The sequence below is a fragment of the Komagataeibacter sp. FNDCF1 genome, assembly GCF_021295335.1.
Lineage (GTDB): Bacteria > Pseudomonadota > Alphaproteobacteria > Acetobacterales > Acetobacteraceae > Komagataeibacter.
This window is the reverse complement of sequence record NZ_JAIWOT010000001.1, coordinates 3,081,230-3,097,144: the sequence shown is the minus strand read 5'-3', so window position 1 is coordinate 3,097,144 and position 15,915 is coordinate 3,081,230. Positions and strand designations below refer to the sequence as shown.

At 65.0% G+C, this 15,915-nt stretch carries 14 protein-coding genes and 1 pseudogene; 6 read left to right on the top strand and 9 right to left on the bottom strand.

The genetic code is table 11. The features are described 5' to 3' along the window. Positions 1-49: 49 nt before the first annotated feature. From LDL32_RS14605 to LDL32_RS14575, 7 genes and pseudogenes are all read right to left on the bottom strand, one after another. Positions 50-817: an ATP12 family chaperone protein gene (locus tag LDL32_RS14605; RefSeq protein ID WP_233068094.1), complete on the bottom strand. Its 768-nt coding sequence runs from the start codon at positions 815-817 to the stop codon at positions 50-52. Further along, positions 814-3,306, bottom strand: a complete 2,493-nt coding sequence (locus tag LDL32_RS14600; protein ID WP_233068093.1) for an AsmA family protein — start codon at positions 3,304-3,306, stop codon at positions 814-816. The genes LDL32_RS14605 and LDL32_RS14600 overlap by 4 nt, the downstream gene beginning before the upstream one ends. Positions 3,307-3,340: 34 nt before the next feature. Further along, positions 3,341-4,321, bottom strand: a complete 981-nt coding sequence (locus tag LDL32_RS14595) for an RluA family pseudouridine synthase (protein WP_233068092.1) — start codon at positions 4,319-4,321, stop codon at positions 3,341-3,343. Then, positions 4,318-5,706: a replication-associated recombination protein A gene (locus LDL32_RS14590; RefSeq protein WP_233068090.1), complete on the bottom strand. Its 1,389-nt coding sequence runs from the start codon at positions 5,704-5,706 to the stop codon at positions 4,318-4,320. The genes LDL32_RS14595 and LDL32_RS14590 overlap by 4 nt, the downstream gene beginning before the upstream one ends. 274 nt (positions 5,707-5,980) lie before the next feature. Next, the gene (locus LDL32_RS14585; RefSeq protein ID WP_233068088.1) at positions 5,981-7,354 is read right to left on the bottom strand and encodes an MBOAT family protein; all 1,374 of its coding nucleotides are present in this window, start codon (positions 7,352-7,354) and stop codon (positions 5,981-5,983) included. After that, positions 7,354-8,587 (bottom strand): annotated as a pseudogene (locus LDL32_RS14580) (NAD(P)/FAD-dependent oxidoreductase). Before LDL32_RS14580 ends, LDL32_RS14585 begins: the two are co-directional and overlap by 1 nt. A 4-nt stretch (positions 8,588-8,591) precedes the next feature. After that, the gene (locus LDL32_RS14575; protein WP_233068086.1) at positions 8,592-9,260 is read right to left on the bottom strand and encodes a glutathione S-transferase family protein; all 669 of its coding nucleotides are present in this window, start codon (positions 9,258-9,260) and stop codon (positions 8,592-8,594) included. A 180-nt stretch (positions 9,261-9,440) separates the two neighbouring features. Here LDL32_RS14575 and minC point away from each other — a divergent pair, with 180 nt between their 5' ends. The 3 genes from minC to minE all read left to right on the top strand — a co-directional run bounded on the left by minC (position 9,441) and on the right by minE (position 11,370). Continuing rightward, a complete protein-coding gene (gene minC, locus LDL32_RS14570) occupies positions 9,441-10,175 on the top strand; it encodes a septum site-determining protein MinC (RefSeq protein WP_233068085.1) in 735 nt (244 codons plus the stop codon). A 107-nt stretch (positions 10,176-10,282) separates the two neighbouring features. Beyond that, on the top strand, positions 10,283-11,095 hold the full coding sequence (gene minD / locus LDL32_RS14565; RefSeq protein ID WP_233068084.1) for a septum site-determining protein MinD: 813 nt from the start codon (positions 10,283-10,285) through the stop codon (positions 11,093-11,095). Then, complete coding sequence (gene minE / locus LDL32_RS14560) at positions 11,095-11,370, top strand: cell division topological specificity factor MinE (RefSeq protein WP_233068083.1); 276 nt, start codon at positions 11,095-11,097, stop codon at positions 11,368-11,370. Before minD ends, minE begins: the two co-directional genes overlap by 1 nt. A 30-nt stretch (positions 11,371-11,400) precedes the next feature. Here minE and LDL32_RS14555 read toward each other — a convergent pair whose 3' ends face one another. Further along, the gene (locus LDL32_RS14555) at positions 11,401-12,075 is read right to left on the bottom strand and encodes a GntR family transcriptional regulator (RefSeq protein WP_233068082.1); all 675 of its coding nucleotides are present in this window, start codon (positions 12,073-12,075) and stop codon (positions 11,401-11,403) included. A gap of 65 nt (positions 12,076-12,140) precedes the next feature. On the opposite strand from LDL32_RS14555, the gene LDL32_RS17885 reads away from it, so the two are divergent. The 3 genes from LDL32_RS17885 to aldA all read left to right on the top strand — a co-directional run bounded on the left by LDL32_RS17885 (position 12,141) and on the right by aldA (position 14,481). Beyond that, positions 12,141-12,266 carry a hypothetical protein gene (locus LDL32_RS17885; RefSeq protein ID WP_255673822.1) on the top strand — a complete coding sequence of 42 codons (126 nt, stop codon included), beginning with the start codon at positions 12,141-12,143 and terminating at the stop codon, positions 12,264-12,266. Between the two features lie 54 nt (positions 12,267-12,320). Further along, positions 12,321-12,884, top strand: a complete 564-nt coding sequence (locus LDL32_RS14550) for a bacterioferritin (RefSeq protein WP_233068081.1) — start codon at positions 12,321-12,323, stop codon at positions 12,882-12,884. Positions 12,885-13,032: 148 nt separating this feature from the next. Then, the gene (gene aldA / locus LDL32_RS14545) at positions 13,033-14,481 is read left to right on the top strand and encodes an aldehyde dehydrogenase (protein WP_233068080.1); all 1,449 of its coding nucleotides are present in this window, start codon (positions 13,033-13,035) and stop codon (positions 14,479-14,481) included. Positions 14,482-14,721: 240 nt separating this feature from the next. On the opposite strand, the gene coaA is transcribed toward aldA, so the two are convergent. After that, entirely contained in the window at positions 14,722-15,699 is a 978-nt protein-coding gene (gene coaA / locus LDL32_RS14540; protein ID WP_233068079.1) for a type I pantothenate kinase, read from the bottom strand. Positions 15,700-15,915 lie beyond the last annotated feature (216 nt).

Genomic DNA, 15,915 nt, shown 5'->3' with positions numbered 1-15,915 from the left:
GAACGCCGCTTCTTTGAAAAAAGGCGGCACCTGTAGACTTCTGTTCGGTTCATCCATTTCCCTCGTGGCACAGTTGCAGGAAACGGGCGGCGTCCGCCACTTCCGCCGCCAGTGCCTCAAGAGCCGCAACCTGTCTGGCGTCACGCCCCCATATCTCCATCTGGGTGCGTTCATCCACCGTGGCGATTTCCGCAGCCCCTGCACACGATAGCGCACCGGTCACCACCGCAAGCCCCAGCACGATGCTTTTCATGGCAGGCACCATCACACCCAGCGCCGCAAGGGTTGCGTTATCCTGCGCCTGCACGATGGTGCGCCACGCCGCATGCACGCCTGCCGCCTGCACAAGCGGCATGATGCCCGTCGTCACCGCCATGTCGATGCCGTGGCGCGCACGCAGCCAGGCAAGCTGCGGGTCCCACTGTTCATGCTGGCGCGCACAGAGCATGGCGGGATGGTCGGCGCGGTAGCACAGCAGTTCCCCATCCACATACTGCAACAGTGCCGTCACCTGTGCCGCCGGGTCCGGGGCCACGCGTTCGATCATGGTGCCGGTGATGCGGGTCATGGGCAGGTCATCGGGGGTAAAATGCCCGCCTTTTTCCCCACCGGCCGCTGCCCATTCCCCTGCAATCGCACGGGCCAGCGCTCCGGACTGCACCACAAGTGCCGCGCCGCCAGGCAGGCGGATGCCCCGGCCATCCAGTTCCACCGCAAAACCGCCATCCGCCACGGGCGCGACACGCGCCTGCGCCCAGAAGCGTTTGCGCCGTGCTGCCACCTGCGGGGTGGGGGGACGTACGCCGTCCTTCATCATTTCAGGATTCCCAGGCCCTTGAGCAGGTTGCCCACCTTCTTCACATCAGGCGACGCCTTGGCCTTTTCCATCAGTTTGTTGGCATCCGCGTTCCTGCTGTTCTCGACCGCCGGAGCAGCGGCGGAGGGCTGGGGACCGGCCTGCCCCTCACGCGCGGCCCTGAGCGCCGCGGGACAGGGGTCGGTCGCGGCATTGCCGCCAGAACTGCCACCCAGTAGCAGCCCGATGGCGTAACGGCCATCGGAGCCCGCATCCATCCTGGGCCGGGGTGCCCCCAGCGTGCCGCCCACGCGCAGCGGCACGCTGGCGCCGGTACCACTGATCATGACCTGCGGCACGAGATGCAGGTCCAGCGCCTGCGAAACCATGCCCACGGTGCCATGGCCGGTCACGCTCAACCCGCTGGTCTGCATGCCGATGGTGTCCACATTGGCCTGTCCGTCCGCCATGCTCATGTGAATGCCGAAGCAGCGCAGCGGGATCGGGCCGGAACCCAGCGTGCCACGCGCCGCATCGCCCAGCATTGCACCCAGCGCGCTGCCACTGATCGTGCCATTGACCATGGACACGCCCATATGCCCGGTCATGCCGTTACGCAGTTCGGTGCGGGTCGTGCCCTGCGTATGGACCGTGCCGACCACCTGCAGCGCGCCCTGTACCAGGTTGGACAGCCCGGCACGGCTTTCCACCCACGCGGCGGGCAGTACCAGCGTACCGATCGTGCCCGAGATGATGGGCACGCTGCCCGATGCATCCACCACGAACTGCCCCGACACGCTGCGCCCGGTGCCCTGCGCCTGCAGCGGGTCAACCACAAGCCGGCCACCACGCAGGCTGATATGGGTCAGGGCGTTGTGGTATTCATCGCCCTCGAATTCCATCTGGTCGGCGCTCAGCTTCAGGTCGGCATCCATCCTGCGCAGCCGGTCAAAGGGCAGGCTGTCACTGCTGGCGGCAGGCTGCGCGGGGGCGGTCACGCCTTTCGCATCGGCTTTGCCCGTGGTGGTGCTGCCCATCAGGGCATCAACATTCAGCCAGCTTGCCGCAAGCGCGCCACTGGCCAGCGGTACGCCGCCAGCACCGCCATGCATGGACAGGTCCAGCGATCCCGTAAGCGAAACCTGCGTGCTCTTGACCACGATATCCGACAGCTGGAAATGCGCGCCATTATCCTCGCTGACCAGATGGCTCGACGCCGTCAGGTGATCGATCACCCCGCCACCGGGCAGCGCCAGGGTGCTGGCGGAGGCATCGACATTCACCACCGCATGGCCACCACCCAGCGTGCCCGCCACCCGCAGCGCACCCGGATCCCCCGACAGGTCAAGCGAGAGCGGCAGCGGGTCGGCCAGATGGGAGGTGACAGCCGCATCGACCTGCTGGAGCGAACCCAGCGTGCCGGACAGTTTCAGCGCCTGTCCCTGCCACTGGCCCTGGCTGCGGATGTTCACCGCATCCTTCGGCCCCGGCGCATCAATCGAAAGCCCCTGCAATGTCAGCCCGGACAGGTACTGTCCCGCATCCACCGCCCCGGTATCCAGATGCAGGCTGTTCAGCAGCGGCGTGCTGCCCGTGCTGCCTGCCGCACTGCCATCCACCACATTCGCCCTGAACGACAGGCGGCGCACATCGGGCAGCGTCAGCCCCGGCACCAGCGACTCGACAGTTTTCAGGCTGGCCACATTCCCGTCGAGCGTGACGTCATAGCCCTTCATGTGGTCCGGGTCGGCCACGGTGCCATCCACCGCAAGCTGCCCCGCCTGCTGCCCGCCGGACAGGAAGGTGGCCTTAAGCGCCACCGGCCAGCCTGCCCGCGCGGTGGAGGCAAGGTTGATCGCCCCCGTATGGCCCGCCAGCGTAAAGCTGCCGCCATCATCATGACCCGTCACGTCAAGCTGCGGCTGCGCCCCGTCCACGCCCGACAGGTTGATATGGTCCAGCACCACCCTGCCCCTGCTGCCGGACAGGCGATCATCCCAGTCGAGGTCGGCATTACTCACGCGCACGCTGCCGACCTGTACCTTCCAGTCGGATGCCGCCTGCGTGGTCGCGGCATCGGGCCTGGCGGTGGCCTGCGCGCCGGTGGGGGAAAGACGCCAGTTGGCTTCCCCCGCCTGCGTGCGCTCAAGATGCAGCACGGGGTGGGTCAGGCTGACATTCTCCAGCCGCAGTTCATGATGCAGCAGCGCCATGAAGCCGATGCTGGCCTGCAGCTGCTCCGCCGTAAGCATGTCGGTATAGGCACCGCCCGCCATGTCCGACAGCCCCACGTCACGCACGGACAGCGACGGGCTGGGCAGGAGGTGGATATCCAGCGCGCCCAGGCGTACCTGCCGCCCGGTCTGCTTCTCGATTGCGGCGATCGCCTTCGTGCGCAGGCTGTCCGGGTCCAGCATGGATCGGACCACAAGCCCGCCCGCGCCCGCCACGACCACCAGTGCGGCCACGGACCCCAGGAGGATCCGCCGTGCATTTCCGTTCTGTGCCATTTCAGTTCCTGTCCTGTCGCGTTGTGGCCGTGTTCTAGCTGCGGCGGCGCGGGGGTTGGGCCGCGGGTGTGTCAAAGCCGATCTGCCGGAATGTCTCGCGCATGTGCGGCGGCAGGTCGGCTTCCACCACCAGCGTGCCGCCCGCGGGGTGGGGCAGTTCCAGCCTGCGGGCATGCAGGTGCAGCCTGTCGGCGAAGCCCGCCACGTGCGCCACGTCGCCCCCATATTTGGGGTCACCCAGTATGGGGTTGCCCAGTGCCTCGCAATGCACGCGCAGCTGATGGGTGCGCCCGGTCAGGGGCGAGAGGGCAAGCCATGACATCTTGCGCGCCGCCGCATCGAGCACCTCGTATTCCGACAGGGCATGCACCGCATCCGCATCACCGCGCTCGGCCACCACGCTGATGGCGCCAGCACCAGCCCCCAGCTTGGTCAGCGGCTGGTCAATGATGCCCGTGGCCGGGCTGGGGCGGCCCACCACCACGGCCCAGTACACCTTGTGCACGTCACGGCCACGGAAAGCTGCCGCAAGCTTTGCCGCAACCCCGGGCGTGCGCGCCACCAGCAGCAGGCCGGACGTATCGCGGTCGATGCGGTGGACAAGCCGGGGGCGCGGGTCATCGGGGCTGTCCCGCAGGCCATCAAGCAGCGCGTCGATATGGTGCGTGATGCCCGGTCCGCCCTGCACTGCAATGCCCGCGGGCTTGTTGAGCACGATCACATGATCATCGCGGTAGATGACCATTTTATTGATTTCGCGCACCTGCCGCTCATCCAGCGGCTTGACCGCCAGCGGCGGCGGGCGGTTTGCATTGGGTATGGGCGGCACGCGCACCACCTGCCCCGGTTCCAGCCGGGTGGCGGCGGTGGCACGTCTGCCATCCACGCGTACCTGCCCCGTGCGGCACAGCTTCTGCAGCGCCCCCTGCGTCAGGTGGGGGTAATGCCTGCGGAACCAGCGGTCGAGGCGGATATCGGCTTCGTCATCGCTGACGGTAAGGGTAACGACACTCATGACCCACGGCTTTCGCGCACTCTGTTCCAACTGTCCAGTCGTCGCGCCACTTCACGTTCATATCCCCGGTCGGTGGGCTGGTACAGTTTTGGCCGGCGCATGCCATCGGGGAAGTAGTTCTGGCCCGATACGCCACCCTCCGCATCATGGTCGTATTCATACCCCTTGCCGTAGCCGATATCCTTCATGAGCGTAGTGGGTGCATTGAGGATATGGGCGGGCGGCATCAGGCTGCCGGTGGCGCGCGCGGCCCTGCGGGCCATGTTGTAGCCCTTGTACACCGCATTGGACTTCGGCGCCGTGGCCAGATGCACCACAAGCTGCGCCAGTGCGAGTTCCCCCTCGGGCGAGCCCAGGCGCTCGAACGTCTCCCACGCCGCCACCGCCAGCGGCAGGGCGTGCGGGTCGGCCATGCCCACGTCTTCGGCGGCGAAGCGGGTCAGCCTGCGGGCGATGTAGCGCGGGTCCTCGCCACCTTCGAGCATGCGGGCAAACCAGTACAGCGCCGCATCGGGGTCGGAACCACGCATGGATTTATGCAGCGCCGAGATCAGGTTGTAATGTTCCTCGCGGTCCTTGTCATACAGTGCCGCGCGGCGGGCGAGCAGGCTGGACAGGGCGGCAGGGTCCAGCGGTGCCTTTTGCGGTGGCAGGGCAAGCAGCTGCTCGACCATGTTCAGCAGGTAGCGCCCGTCACCATCGGCCATGGCGCGCAGGGTGGCGCGGGCTTCCGGTGTCAGTGGCAGGGCGGTGCCGGTCGTCTCCTCCGCACGTTCAAGCAGCTTTTCCATCGCCGCATCATCCAGCCGGTGCAGCACCAGCACCTGGCAGCGTGACAGCAGCGCGCTGTTGAGCGCAAAGGACGGGTTTTCCGTCGTCGCACCCACCAGCACCACGGTACCATCCTCCACCACCGGCAGGAAGCCATCCTGCTGGGCGCGGTTGAAGCGGTGGATCTCATCAACGAACAGGAGCGTGCCGCCGCCCTGCGCGCTGGTGCGCCGTGCGTCCTCGAACGCGCGCTTGAGGTCGGCCACGCCGGAAAACACGGCGGAAAGCTGGACAAAACGCAACCCCGCAGCATCGGCCAGCAGGCGGGCGATGGTGGTCTTGCCCACGCCGGGTCCGCCCCACAGGATCAGGCTGGCCAGTGAACCACGCGCCAGCATCTGCCGCAGGCTGCCCTGCGGCCCGAGCAGATGGTCCTGCCCCACCACGTCATCCAGCGTGGCCGGGCGCAGGCGGTCGGCCAGCGGCTGGGTGCGCGCGGGGGCAGCGCGGGATGCCGCGGGAAAGGGCACCGGCCCCCGTCCCGCCTGCTGTGGCGGGGGCGCGCCAAACAGGTCCGCCGGGCCATCATCCATGCTGTCGCGCCTGCCTGCCATGTGCTCCTGCCCGTGCCGTGCCAGATCTGGCCCCATATGGGGCCAACCAATCTTAGGTGGAATGTATCACATCCCAATACCAGCCTTGCGGTTACAATACACGCCGTATCACCACCGCGCGCGTGAAGACCGCCCTTGGGACACCCTGCCGGTCAGGACAGGGTTTCCGGTAAAGCTTTTTTCAAAAGGCCTCGAAGAACCTGCCTTGAATTCAGAGAGAGACGGCGCCCGGAAACTTCCGTCTTTTCATCAATGAACCATCTGAAGCAGTCTCTTAAAACTGGAAATAGATGAACGGCTCCGGCGGGCGGCCACCTATCAGGAACACCAGCAGCACAAAGGCGATGCCCGCCCCCACGGCCAGCCATGGCGCGGGCCGCACGCGCTCCAGCACCACCTGCTGCGACGCGGGGCCCACCAGCGCCACCACGGCCGCCAGCCCCAGTACGAACGGATGCCGGCCAGGTGCCCCGCCACCGCCCATGCCCGCCATGCCCGCCAGCATCCTGCCCGCCGCGGGCAGGCTGTCGGCACGGAACACCACCCATGTCAGCAGCACGAAAAGCAGGGTCAGCACATGCCCGGCAACACGATTGATCCGCAGGCCCGCCCGGTCCCATGCGTGGGCCACCGCCAGCGCCACGCCATGCAGCACCCCCCACAGCATGAACGTCCACCCTGCCCCGTGCCACACGCCCGCCAGCGCCATGGTCACCACCACATTGAACGCCTGGCGCGCGGGCGCGCAGCGGTTGCCCCCCAGCGGAATGTAGAGGTAATCACGCAGGAAGCGCGACAGTGTCATGTGCCACCGCCGCCAGAAGTCACGTATTGAACCGGCGGCATAGGGTGCATTGAAATTGAAGGGCAGGCGGATGCCCATCATCAGTGCCATGCCGATGGCCATGTCCGAATAGCCGGAAAAATCGAAATAGATCTGCAGCATGTAGGCCACCGCCGCCAGCCATGCCGCCGCCAGCCCCGGCGCATGACCACTGGCCGCCGCGGCAAATACCGGCGCGCAGATGCCGCCCAGCGTGTCCGCCAGCCCCGCCTTCTTGCCCAGCCCCACCAGCACAAGCAGCCCGCCCTGACCCAGATTGGCCCACATGTGGCCATTGCGCGGGCTGGCGTCGAACTGCGGGATCAGTTCGTTATGCCGCACGATGGGCCCGGCCACGAGCTGGGGGAAAAACGTCACGAACTCTACAAAATCCGCCAGCCGGTAGACCCGCGCCTGCCCACGTCCCAGATCGACAAGGTAGGAGATTTTCTGGAACACGAAAAATGACAGCCCGAGTGGCAGGATAACGGGCCACGGCGCATGGGCCCAGCCCAGCGCATGCAGCACGCCCCCGACCACCCAGTCCATGTATTTGAAGCCGAACAGCACCAGCAGGTTGCACACCACGCCGCCCCACAGCCAGCCCCGCCACCGGCTGCGCCCCCATGCCATGGCCATCATCTGGTTGAAACCGGTCAGGCCCAGCAGGAAGGGTACGAACCGCCAGTCCCACAATCCGTAGAATACAAGGGAGGCCCCAATGACCACCCCCTGCCGCGCCGCCCGGCTTGCGGCCACGGCGTAATAAAGCCCCAGCACAACCGGCAGGAACACCAGAAGGAAAGGCTGGGAGGCAAACAGCATCAGCCGCAGCGTTCCGCCACCGCCTGCCCCGCCGCACGGCCACTGGCCCATGCCCACTGGAAATTGTAGCCGCCCAGCCAGCCGGTCACGTCCACCGCCTCGCCCACCATGAACAGGCCCGGCACGTCGCGTGCTTCCATATCGCGTGAGGACAGGCAGTCCGTATCCACCCCGCCACGCGTCACCTCGGCCTTGACGTAGCCTTCGGTACCATGGGGGTTGAGCCGCCAGGCGGACAGCACCCGCGCCACGTTGACCAGAACCGAATCCGGCATGCCCGCAAGCTGCCCTTCGGGCAAATGCAGGCCCGCGAAAAGCTGGGCCAGGCGCTGTGGCAGCAGCATGGACAGCATGGCAACTCCGCCCGCACGCGGGCGGTCACGCTTGATTTCCAGCAGGCGGGCCGCCGCATCCACGCCGGGCAGCAGGTCGATATCAACCGCCTGCCCCGGCTGCCAGTAGGATGATGCCTGCAGGATAACCGGCCCCGACAGGCCGCGATGGGTAAAGACCATGCCATCGCGGAACGTGACCTGCCTGGCCTGCCGCCCCTCCCCCGCCTGGCATGTGATGCCCACGGTGGCGGACAGGCCGGCCAGCGGCTCCATCCATTCGCGGTCCTGCGCGCCAAAGGTCAGCGGCACCAGTGCCGGGGCGGGTGCAATCACGCGCAGCCCGAAGCGGCGGGCCAGGTCATGCGCCAGCCCCGTGGCCCCCAGCTTTGGAATCGACAGCCCGCCCGTGGCCACGATCAGGCTGGGGGGCATGGAACACGCCGTGATCCGTCTCGACCCGGTACTGCCCCGCGGCATTACGCCCCACATCGATGATACGGTGCGACAGCCGCATGGTTACGTGGCCCGTCAGGCATTCACGCAGCAGCATGTCCACGATATCGCGCGCCGAACGGTCACAGAACAGCTGGCCCGCCGCCTTCTCGTGCCAGGGAATGCGGTGGCGCTGCACAAGGGCTACGAAATCGGCCGGGGTAAAGCGCGCCAGCGCCGATTTGGCAAAATGCGGGTTGGCGGAAATGAACTGCCCCGCCCCCGCATCCATGTTGGTGAAATTGCACCGCCCCCCGCCGGAGATAAGGATCTTGCGCCCGGCATGCTGCGCATGGTCCACCACCACCACGCGCGCGCCACCCTGCCCCGCCGTGGCCGCCGCCATGAGCCCTGCCGCACCCGCCCCGAGCACGATGGCGTCAAACCCGGCGGCCTGCACTGTCATGACGCTAGAAATCCAGGCCCGCGTAATGGGCGGGCGGATTGAAGCCGGTCATGCGGTCCTGCAGGATCGAGCGGAAGCACGGGCGGCTTTTCATGCGCGCGTACCAGTCTTTTGCCGCGGGTACGCGCGTCCAGTCCACATCATCCAGAAAATCAAGGCATGACAGATGGGCGGCGGCGGCAAAATCCGCCAGGGACAGCATGTTGCCCGCCAGCCACTGCCGGGTTTCCGCCAGCCAGTCGATATAGGACAGGTGGGTACGGATACTGGCATACCCCGCGCGCAGGGCACCCCCATCGGGATTGCCCCGGCCAGAAATGCGCTTCATCACCTTTTCATTGAGCAGCTTGCATGAAACCTCATGGCCGAATTTTTCATCGAACCAGACCACAAGCCTGCGCACCTCCACCCGTTCGGCCAGCGTGCGGCCCAGCAGCGGGGTATCGGCATAGGCTTCTTCCAGGTATTCACAGATCACCCACGAATCCGGAATGCACAGACCATTTTCTTCCTGTAGCATGGGCACCGTGCCGGCGGGGTTGCGGTCCAGGTAATCCGGACGGCGTTCCCACACGCGCTCGGTCTTGAGCTCGAACGGCAGCCGTTTTTCACCCAGCACGAGGCGGACCTTGCGGGAATAGGGCGAAAGGGGAAGATGATACAGGATGCGCATGATCCCGCTATTATTGCATCGGGGCGCCTTTCGCCAAGCCCATACTGCACATCATTCGCACGCATGAATGCAAAAACATGTCTCTTCCGTGCAGGAATAAGGTATCCTTCCCTCGACAGTTCCGGCATGGCACGGTAGCTGGAAACGACACACCCACCGATCACACAGGACAGGATCACGTTGCCAGACGAACTGCGTCCCACACCGAAAATCCGCGCACGTGGCCGGTCTTTCCTCGCGCTGGTGCTCTCGCCCGAGCCGGTCCTGGCCGACTGGCTGGCCGGACTTGACGCACAGATTGCCCGCTCAAGCACGTTTTTCGCGGGCAAGCCCGTCATCCTTGACCTCTCCCTGCTGGACGCGGACACCGAAGGGCTGGCCGAACTCTATCCGGCGCTGTGCGCGCGCGGTATCCGGATCATCGGCATAGAAGGGGGCGACCCCGCATGGCCCGCCTGCGCGCGGTGGGACTGGCCTGCCGGCTTCATGGGCGGCCGGGCATCCGGCGCCGTGGACATTCCCGATGATGCCGCCCCCCCGCGGGTGGAGGTGCCACGCGCGTCATCCATGATCATCGAGCAGCCGATCCGTTCGGGGCAGGTGATCATGAACCCCGAAGGCGACATCATCATCCTCGGCTCCGTGGGGTCGGGGGCGGAGGTGACCGCTGGCGGGTCGATCCATGTGTACGGCCCGCTGCGCGGGCGCGCGATCGCGGGCATGAACGGGCAGCCCGATGCCCGCATCTTCGCCCATTCCATGCAGGCCGAACTCCTTGCCATCGACGGATATTACATCACCGCCGAGGAAATCGATCCGCGCTATGTCGAAAAACCCGCGCAGATCATTCTCACTAATGACACACTTGTCGTGCAGCCGCTTGTACCGCCTGCATTCCCCGGACGGAAAACCTGAGGCAGCACCTTCCCCCGTCGCGCCCCGCGCGTGCCAACCCCAAAAACCGTATCCATCAGGTCATGAACAAGAAAACACCCACAAAAAGCGGACAAGGAACTACCCCCATGGCAAAAGTGCTGGTTGTCACATCCGGCAAGGGTGGCGTTGGAAAGACAACATCCACCGCGGCACTGGGCGTGGCGCTGGCACAGACCGGGCAGAATGTCGTGGTCGTTGACTTTGACGTCGGCCTGCGCAACCTCGATCTGGTCATGGGCGCCGAACGACGGGTCGTGTTCGACCTGATCAACGTGATCCAGGGCGATGCCAAGCTCTCCCAGGCGCTGATCCGCGACAAGCGGATCGAGACGCTGTCCATCCTCCCCGCATCGCAGACCCGCGACAAGGATGCCCTGACCACCGAGGGCGTGGCCAGGGTGATGCAGGAACTGCGCGAGAAGTTCGACTGGGTGATCTGTGACAGCCCGGCCGGAATCGAGCGTGGCGCGCAGCTGGCCATGTACCATGCCGACCACGCCATCGTGGTGACGAACCCCGAAGTCTCCTCCGTGCGTGACAGCGACCGCATCATCGGCATGCTCGACAGCACGACCGAGAAAGCAAAAGGCGGCGGCAAGATCGAAAAGCACCTGCTGCTGACCCGCTACGACCCGGCCCGCGCCGCCCGGGGCGAGATGCTGCGTATCGAGGACGTGCTGGAGATCCTGTCGATCCCGCTGCTGGGCATCATCCCCGAAAGCGAGGAAGTGCTGCGCGCATCCAACCTGGGCGCACCGGTCACGATGTGCAGCCCCGACAGCCCGCCTGCACGTGCCTACATGGAAGCCGCACGCAGGCTGGAAGGCGAAAAGCTGGAAGTGTCCATACCCGTGGAGCGCAAGGGCCTGTTTGCACGCCTGTTCAAGGGGAAAAGCTGATGAGCTTGTTTGGCTCCTTTTTCGGGCGCAGCACGAAAACATCCGCACCGGTGGCCCGTGACCGCCTGCAGATCCTGCTGGCACACGAGCGCACGGGCAACGGAGATGAATCCGACCTGCTCAACAAGCTGCATACCGAGATACTGGAAGTGATCAAGCGGCATATTCCCGTTGACCAGGACAAGGTGCAGGTCAAGCTGGACCGGGGAAATTCCGTCTCGATGCTCGAGATCGACATCGAGGTTCCGCAGATCCGCTCCCCCCGCCACCGGTAACGGCGGCGGGGCGCGCCCGGGTGAACCCCGTCAGGACAGGCGGGGTTCGATCCAGCGGCGCGCGTGTTCGAAATCACGCGTGACAGCAACCTGGGCCGCAGCCACGTCGCGCTGGCGCAGGGCGGTGATCAGGTCGTCATGCGGGTGGCTCCGCCCATCATGCGCGGCCTGGACCATGGGGCGGGACAGCGCATAGAGCGGGCCGATCCGCATCCACAGGTTGCGCAGGATATTGGCCGTAAGCGGCAGTTCGGCAATCGTGGCCACCGTTGTGTGGAAATCGGCATTGAAGGCGGCCATACCCCCGTCATCGCGCATGCGTGACGCATCCATGAACTGGTGCTGGAGGATGACCAGCGCCTCGATGCCATGTTCGGTGGCGCGCTGGGCGGCGGCGGCGGCAAGGCGCATTTCAAGGTCAACACGCAGGTCATGGATCTCGGCAAAGCTGCGCTGGGTCATGGCGGGCACCACGGCGGTGTTGCGGTCATTGAGTTCCAGCGCATGCTCGGACACCAGGCGCAGCAGCGCCTCGCGCACCGGGGTCGGGCTCAGCCCCAGTTCGGCCGCCAGCGGCCGCAGGACCAGCCGCTCCCCCGAACGGTAGCGGCTGCGGATAAGCCCACGGCGTACGTGCTCGTACGCTTCCTCGCTCAGGGCGCGGCGCGGGAGCTTTCCAGACTGGGCTGACGTGAATGCTACCATGCCGTTCAGTAATCCTTAATGCAAATAGGTCTTATTAATACGGATCAATAATCATCTGGCCGTGAATGGCAACGCCTGAAACGGGGAAAAACCTGATTTTGCCAGATTTCCATGCATTTCATGGCCGTTTTGTCATGAAAAACGTGGTTTTCGGGAACCTGTTCCCGGCCATGCCGTTATTCCGGCAATGATCCGTAACAGGCACGCACGCCATTGCGTGCCATGGAGCCAACAAGGAGACCACCATGGCCGATGCCGGTGAAAACACCTTCCTGACCGATGTGCAGACACTGCGTGAACGCGCGAAAAAATCAATCGAAAAAGGTGCGGTGACCCCTGCCTACCAGGGTGATGTCAAGACGGCGATCGACCTGCTGCAGACCGTCGTGGCGACCGAACTGGTCTGTGTCCTGCGCTATACCATGCATTCCATTTCCGTCGAGGGAATCACCAGCGAAAGCGTTGGTGCCGAATTCGCGGCCCATGCAAAGGAAGAGCGCGCCCACATGATGTGGGCGGCCGAGCGCATCGACCAGCTTGGGGGTGTGCCCAACCTCTCGCCCGAAGGGCTGGCCACGCGTTCCGCCAGCGAATACGGCAATGGTGGCAACCTGGTCGAGATGGTGCGCCAGAACCTGGTGGCCGAGCGGCTGGTGATCGAGCATTACCGTGAACTGATCCGCTATTTTGCCGACCATGATCCCACCACGCGCATCATGCTTGAGAAAATCCTGGCGGAAGAGGAAGACCACGCAACCGACATGCACGACCTGCTGGTCGCCCATGAAGGTCGCCCCTTCCTGTCCTGATCCGCATCCGGATTCCCGCACTTCCTGCCCCTTACCCCTTCTACCGCGCAGCCCCGCCCTGCCCCGGCATACCGGAGCGGGTGGCGCCCGCACGTCTTCCGTCCGGCAGCGGCAGGGCGCGCCCCCAACCCAACGGAGATTTCCAGGAATGACCGAGCCGAAAACCTATGACCTGTTCATCGGTGGTGAATGGACAAAAGCCGACAACACCGATCACGACACCATCAAGAATCCCGCAACCGGAGACGTGCTGGCCAGAGTGGCCGTTGCGGGGGAAGCGGACGTAAACCGTGCGCTGCGTACCGCACAGGATGCCTTTCCCGCCTGGAGCCGGCTGGTGGCGACCGAGCGGGCGGATTACCTGTACCGCCTGATCGAACTGATCAGACGGGATACGGAAAAGCTGGCCCGCATCATCACTTCCGAAAACGGCAAGCCGCTGAAGGAAGCCCGGGTGGAAGTCAGCTTCGCCATCCAGCTCATCCGCTTCGCCGCGGAGAATGTCCGCAGGCTGGAAGGCAACATCATTCCCGGCAGCAGGCCGGGGGAAAAGATCCTGATCGAGAAGATCCCCCACGGCGTGGTGGCAGGCATCTCGGCATGGAACTTCCCGCTGGCGCTGACCGCGCGCAAGCTGGGCCCGGCAGTTGCGGCGGGCAATACCTTTGTCATCAAGCCGCATGAACTCACCCCGCTCGCCACCCTGGCGCTGGCGGAACTGACGGTCGAGGCCGGCTTCCCCAAGGGTGTGTTCAATGTCGTGACGGGTGGCGGCGTGACGGTGGGCAATGCGCTGGTGGTCAATCCCGTCACCAAGCTCATCACCATGACCGGCAGCACGCCCGCGGGGCGCAAGATCATGGCCGCCGCATCCGAAGGACTGAAGGAAGTCCGGCTGGAACTGGGTGGCAAGGCGCCGTTCATCGTGATGGAAGATGCGGATATCGATGCGGCGGTGAACGCCGCCGTGGCCGCGCGCTTCATGAACTGCGGCCAGGTCTGCACCGCCAACGAGCGCACCTATGTGCATACCGCCATATATGATGAATTCCTCAGGCGCCTGCGCACCAGGATCGAAGCACTGAAAACCGGCAACCCGCTGGATGAAAACACTGACATGGGCCCCAAGATCAGCGCCGACGAGCTGAAAAAAGTGGATGACATGGTCCGCAAGGCGGTCGAGCAGGGCGCCAGTGTGGAACTGGGTGGCAAGCGCCTGACCGGTGGTGCGTATGACAGGGGCAACTTCTACGCCCCCACGCTGCTGACCGGAGTGAACAGCAGCATGGACATCGTGCAGAACGAGGTGTTCGGCCCCGTGCTGTCGCTGATCCGGGTCAGGGACTTTGATGACGCCATCGCACAGGCCAACAATTCCCGCTATGGCCTGTCCGCCTACATGTTCACGCAGAACCTGAAGAACATCATGCGGATGACCAACGAACTCAACTTCGGCGAAATCTACGTCAACCGCGAAGGGGGCGAGGCCGCCCAGGGCTTCCACCACGGTTATGGCGATAGCGGCATTGGCGGCGAGGACGGCCAGTACGGGCTTGAAGCCTATGTCGATACCAAGACCGTCTACCTGAACGCATGAAGCCACGGGCATCCATGCCCTGCCAGAGCGGCCCGGAACCATCCGGGCCGCTTTTTTCATGGTCATCGTTCATCCACGCCGCAATCGTGCACCGTGCACAAAACGGGCGTGATCCGGCCCTGTGGTGCCGGTCCGTGGTGAATGAGCGGATTGCAGGGGAAAAACCTGCACGGCCCTGCGGGGTCCGGGCACGGGACGCAGCGCGGCGCGTTCAGGAATGCATCGCCATCCGCGGCATGTTCAGATCTGGCGCATCCACACCGTATCGACCGCGTGGCTCGGGCTTTTATGCATGATCACGCGCGCACGCTCACGCGTGGGCAGGATGTTCTGCTGCAGGTTGGGCAGGTTGATCCGCCGCCAGATATCCCGTGCCCTGTGCTCGGCTTCGGTCACCGAAAGTTCGGCATAATGGTGGAAATAGGATGTCGGCTTGCGGAAGGCTGTCTGCTGCAGCGACAGGAAGCGCCTGACATACCAGTCCTCGATCACCCGGGTGTCGGCATCGAGATAGATCGAGAAATCAAAGAAGTCGGATGCCATGAACGGCTGCTCGGACACTGTCTGCAGCACGTTCAGCCCCTCGAAGATCAGGATATCGGGCTGGTCGATCACCTGGTAGCGGCCGGGCACGATATCGTAGGCCTCATGCGAATAGACCGGCACCTTCAGGTTGCGCTCCCCCGCCTTGAGCGCGCCGAGGAACGCGATCATCTGCCGCAGGTCATAACTTTCGGGGAAGCCCTTGCGGTGCATGAGCCTGCGCGCCTCCAGTTCCCGCGTGGAGTGCAGGAAGCCATCGGTGGTGACCAGCGCCACATTGGGGTGATCCGGCCAGCGCGACAGGACGGCCTGCAGCAGGCGCGCGAAAGTGCTCTTGCCCACCCCCACGCTGCCCGCGATACCGATCACGAATGGCGTGGTCACGGCGGGTGCGCCCATGAAGGCGCTCTTGACCATGTTGTTCAGGCCACGGGTCGCCATGACATGCAGGTTGAGCAGGCGCGACAGCGGCAGGTAGATCTCGCTTATGTCCTCCAGCGAGACCGGCTCGTTATGCCCGCGCAGCGACGCGATATCGCCCTCCCCCAGCGATTGCGGCACGTTCGCGCGCAATGCCGCCCATTCGGGACGGGGAAAGATCATGTAAGGCTGCACCGTGCCGCGGGGAGGGTACGGGGAGGTGACGGGACGCGCGTCCAGCACACAGTTCTCCATGCCCTTGTCCTTTCTGCTGTGGCGCCCGCGCATGCAACGCAGGCCATCTGGCGCGTATCACCATCCTTGGCACCAATCCAGACAGGCTGCCCCCAATTTAGCGTGTACGACGGCCACAGTTCGCCCAACTGCCCGTATCCTGACACAGACGTGACAATTGTGACACAACGCCCACCCCGTGCGGGAGCGCCATGGCAGGCGTGCGGGCATATTCGT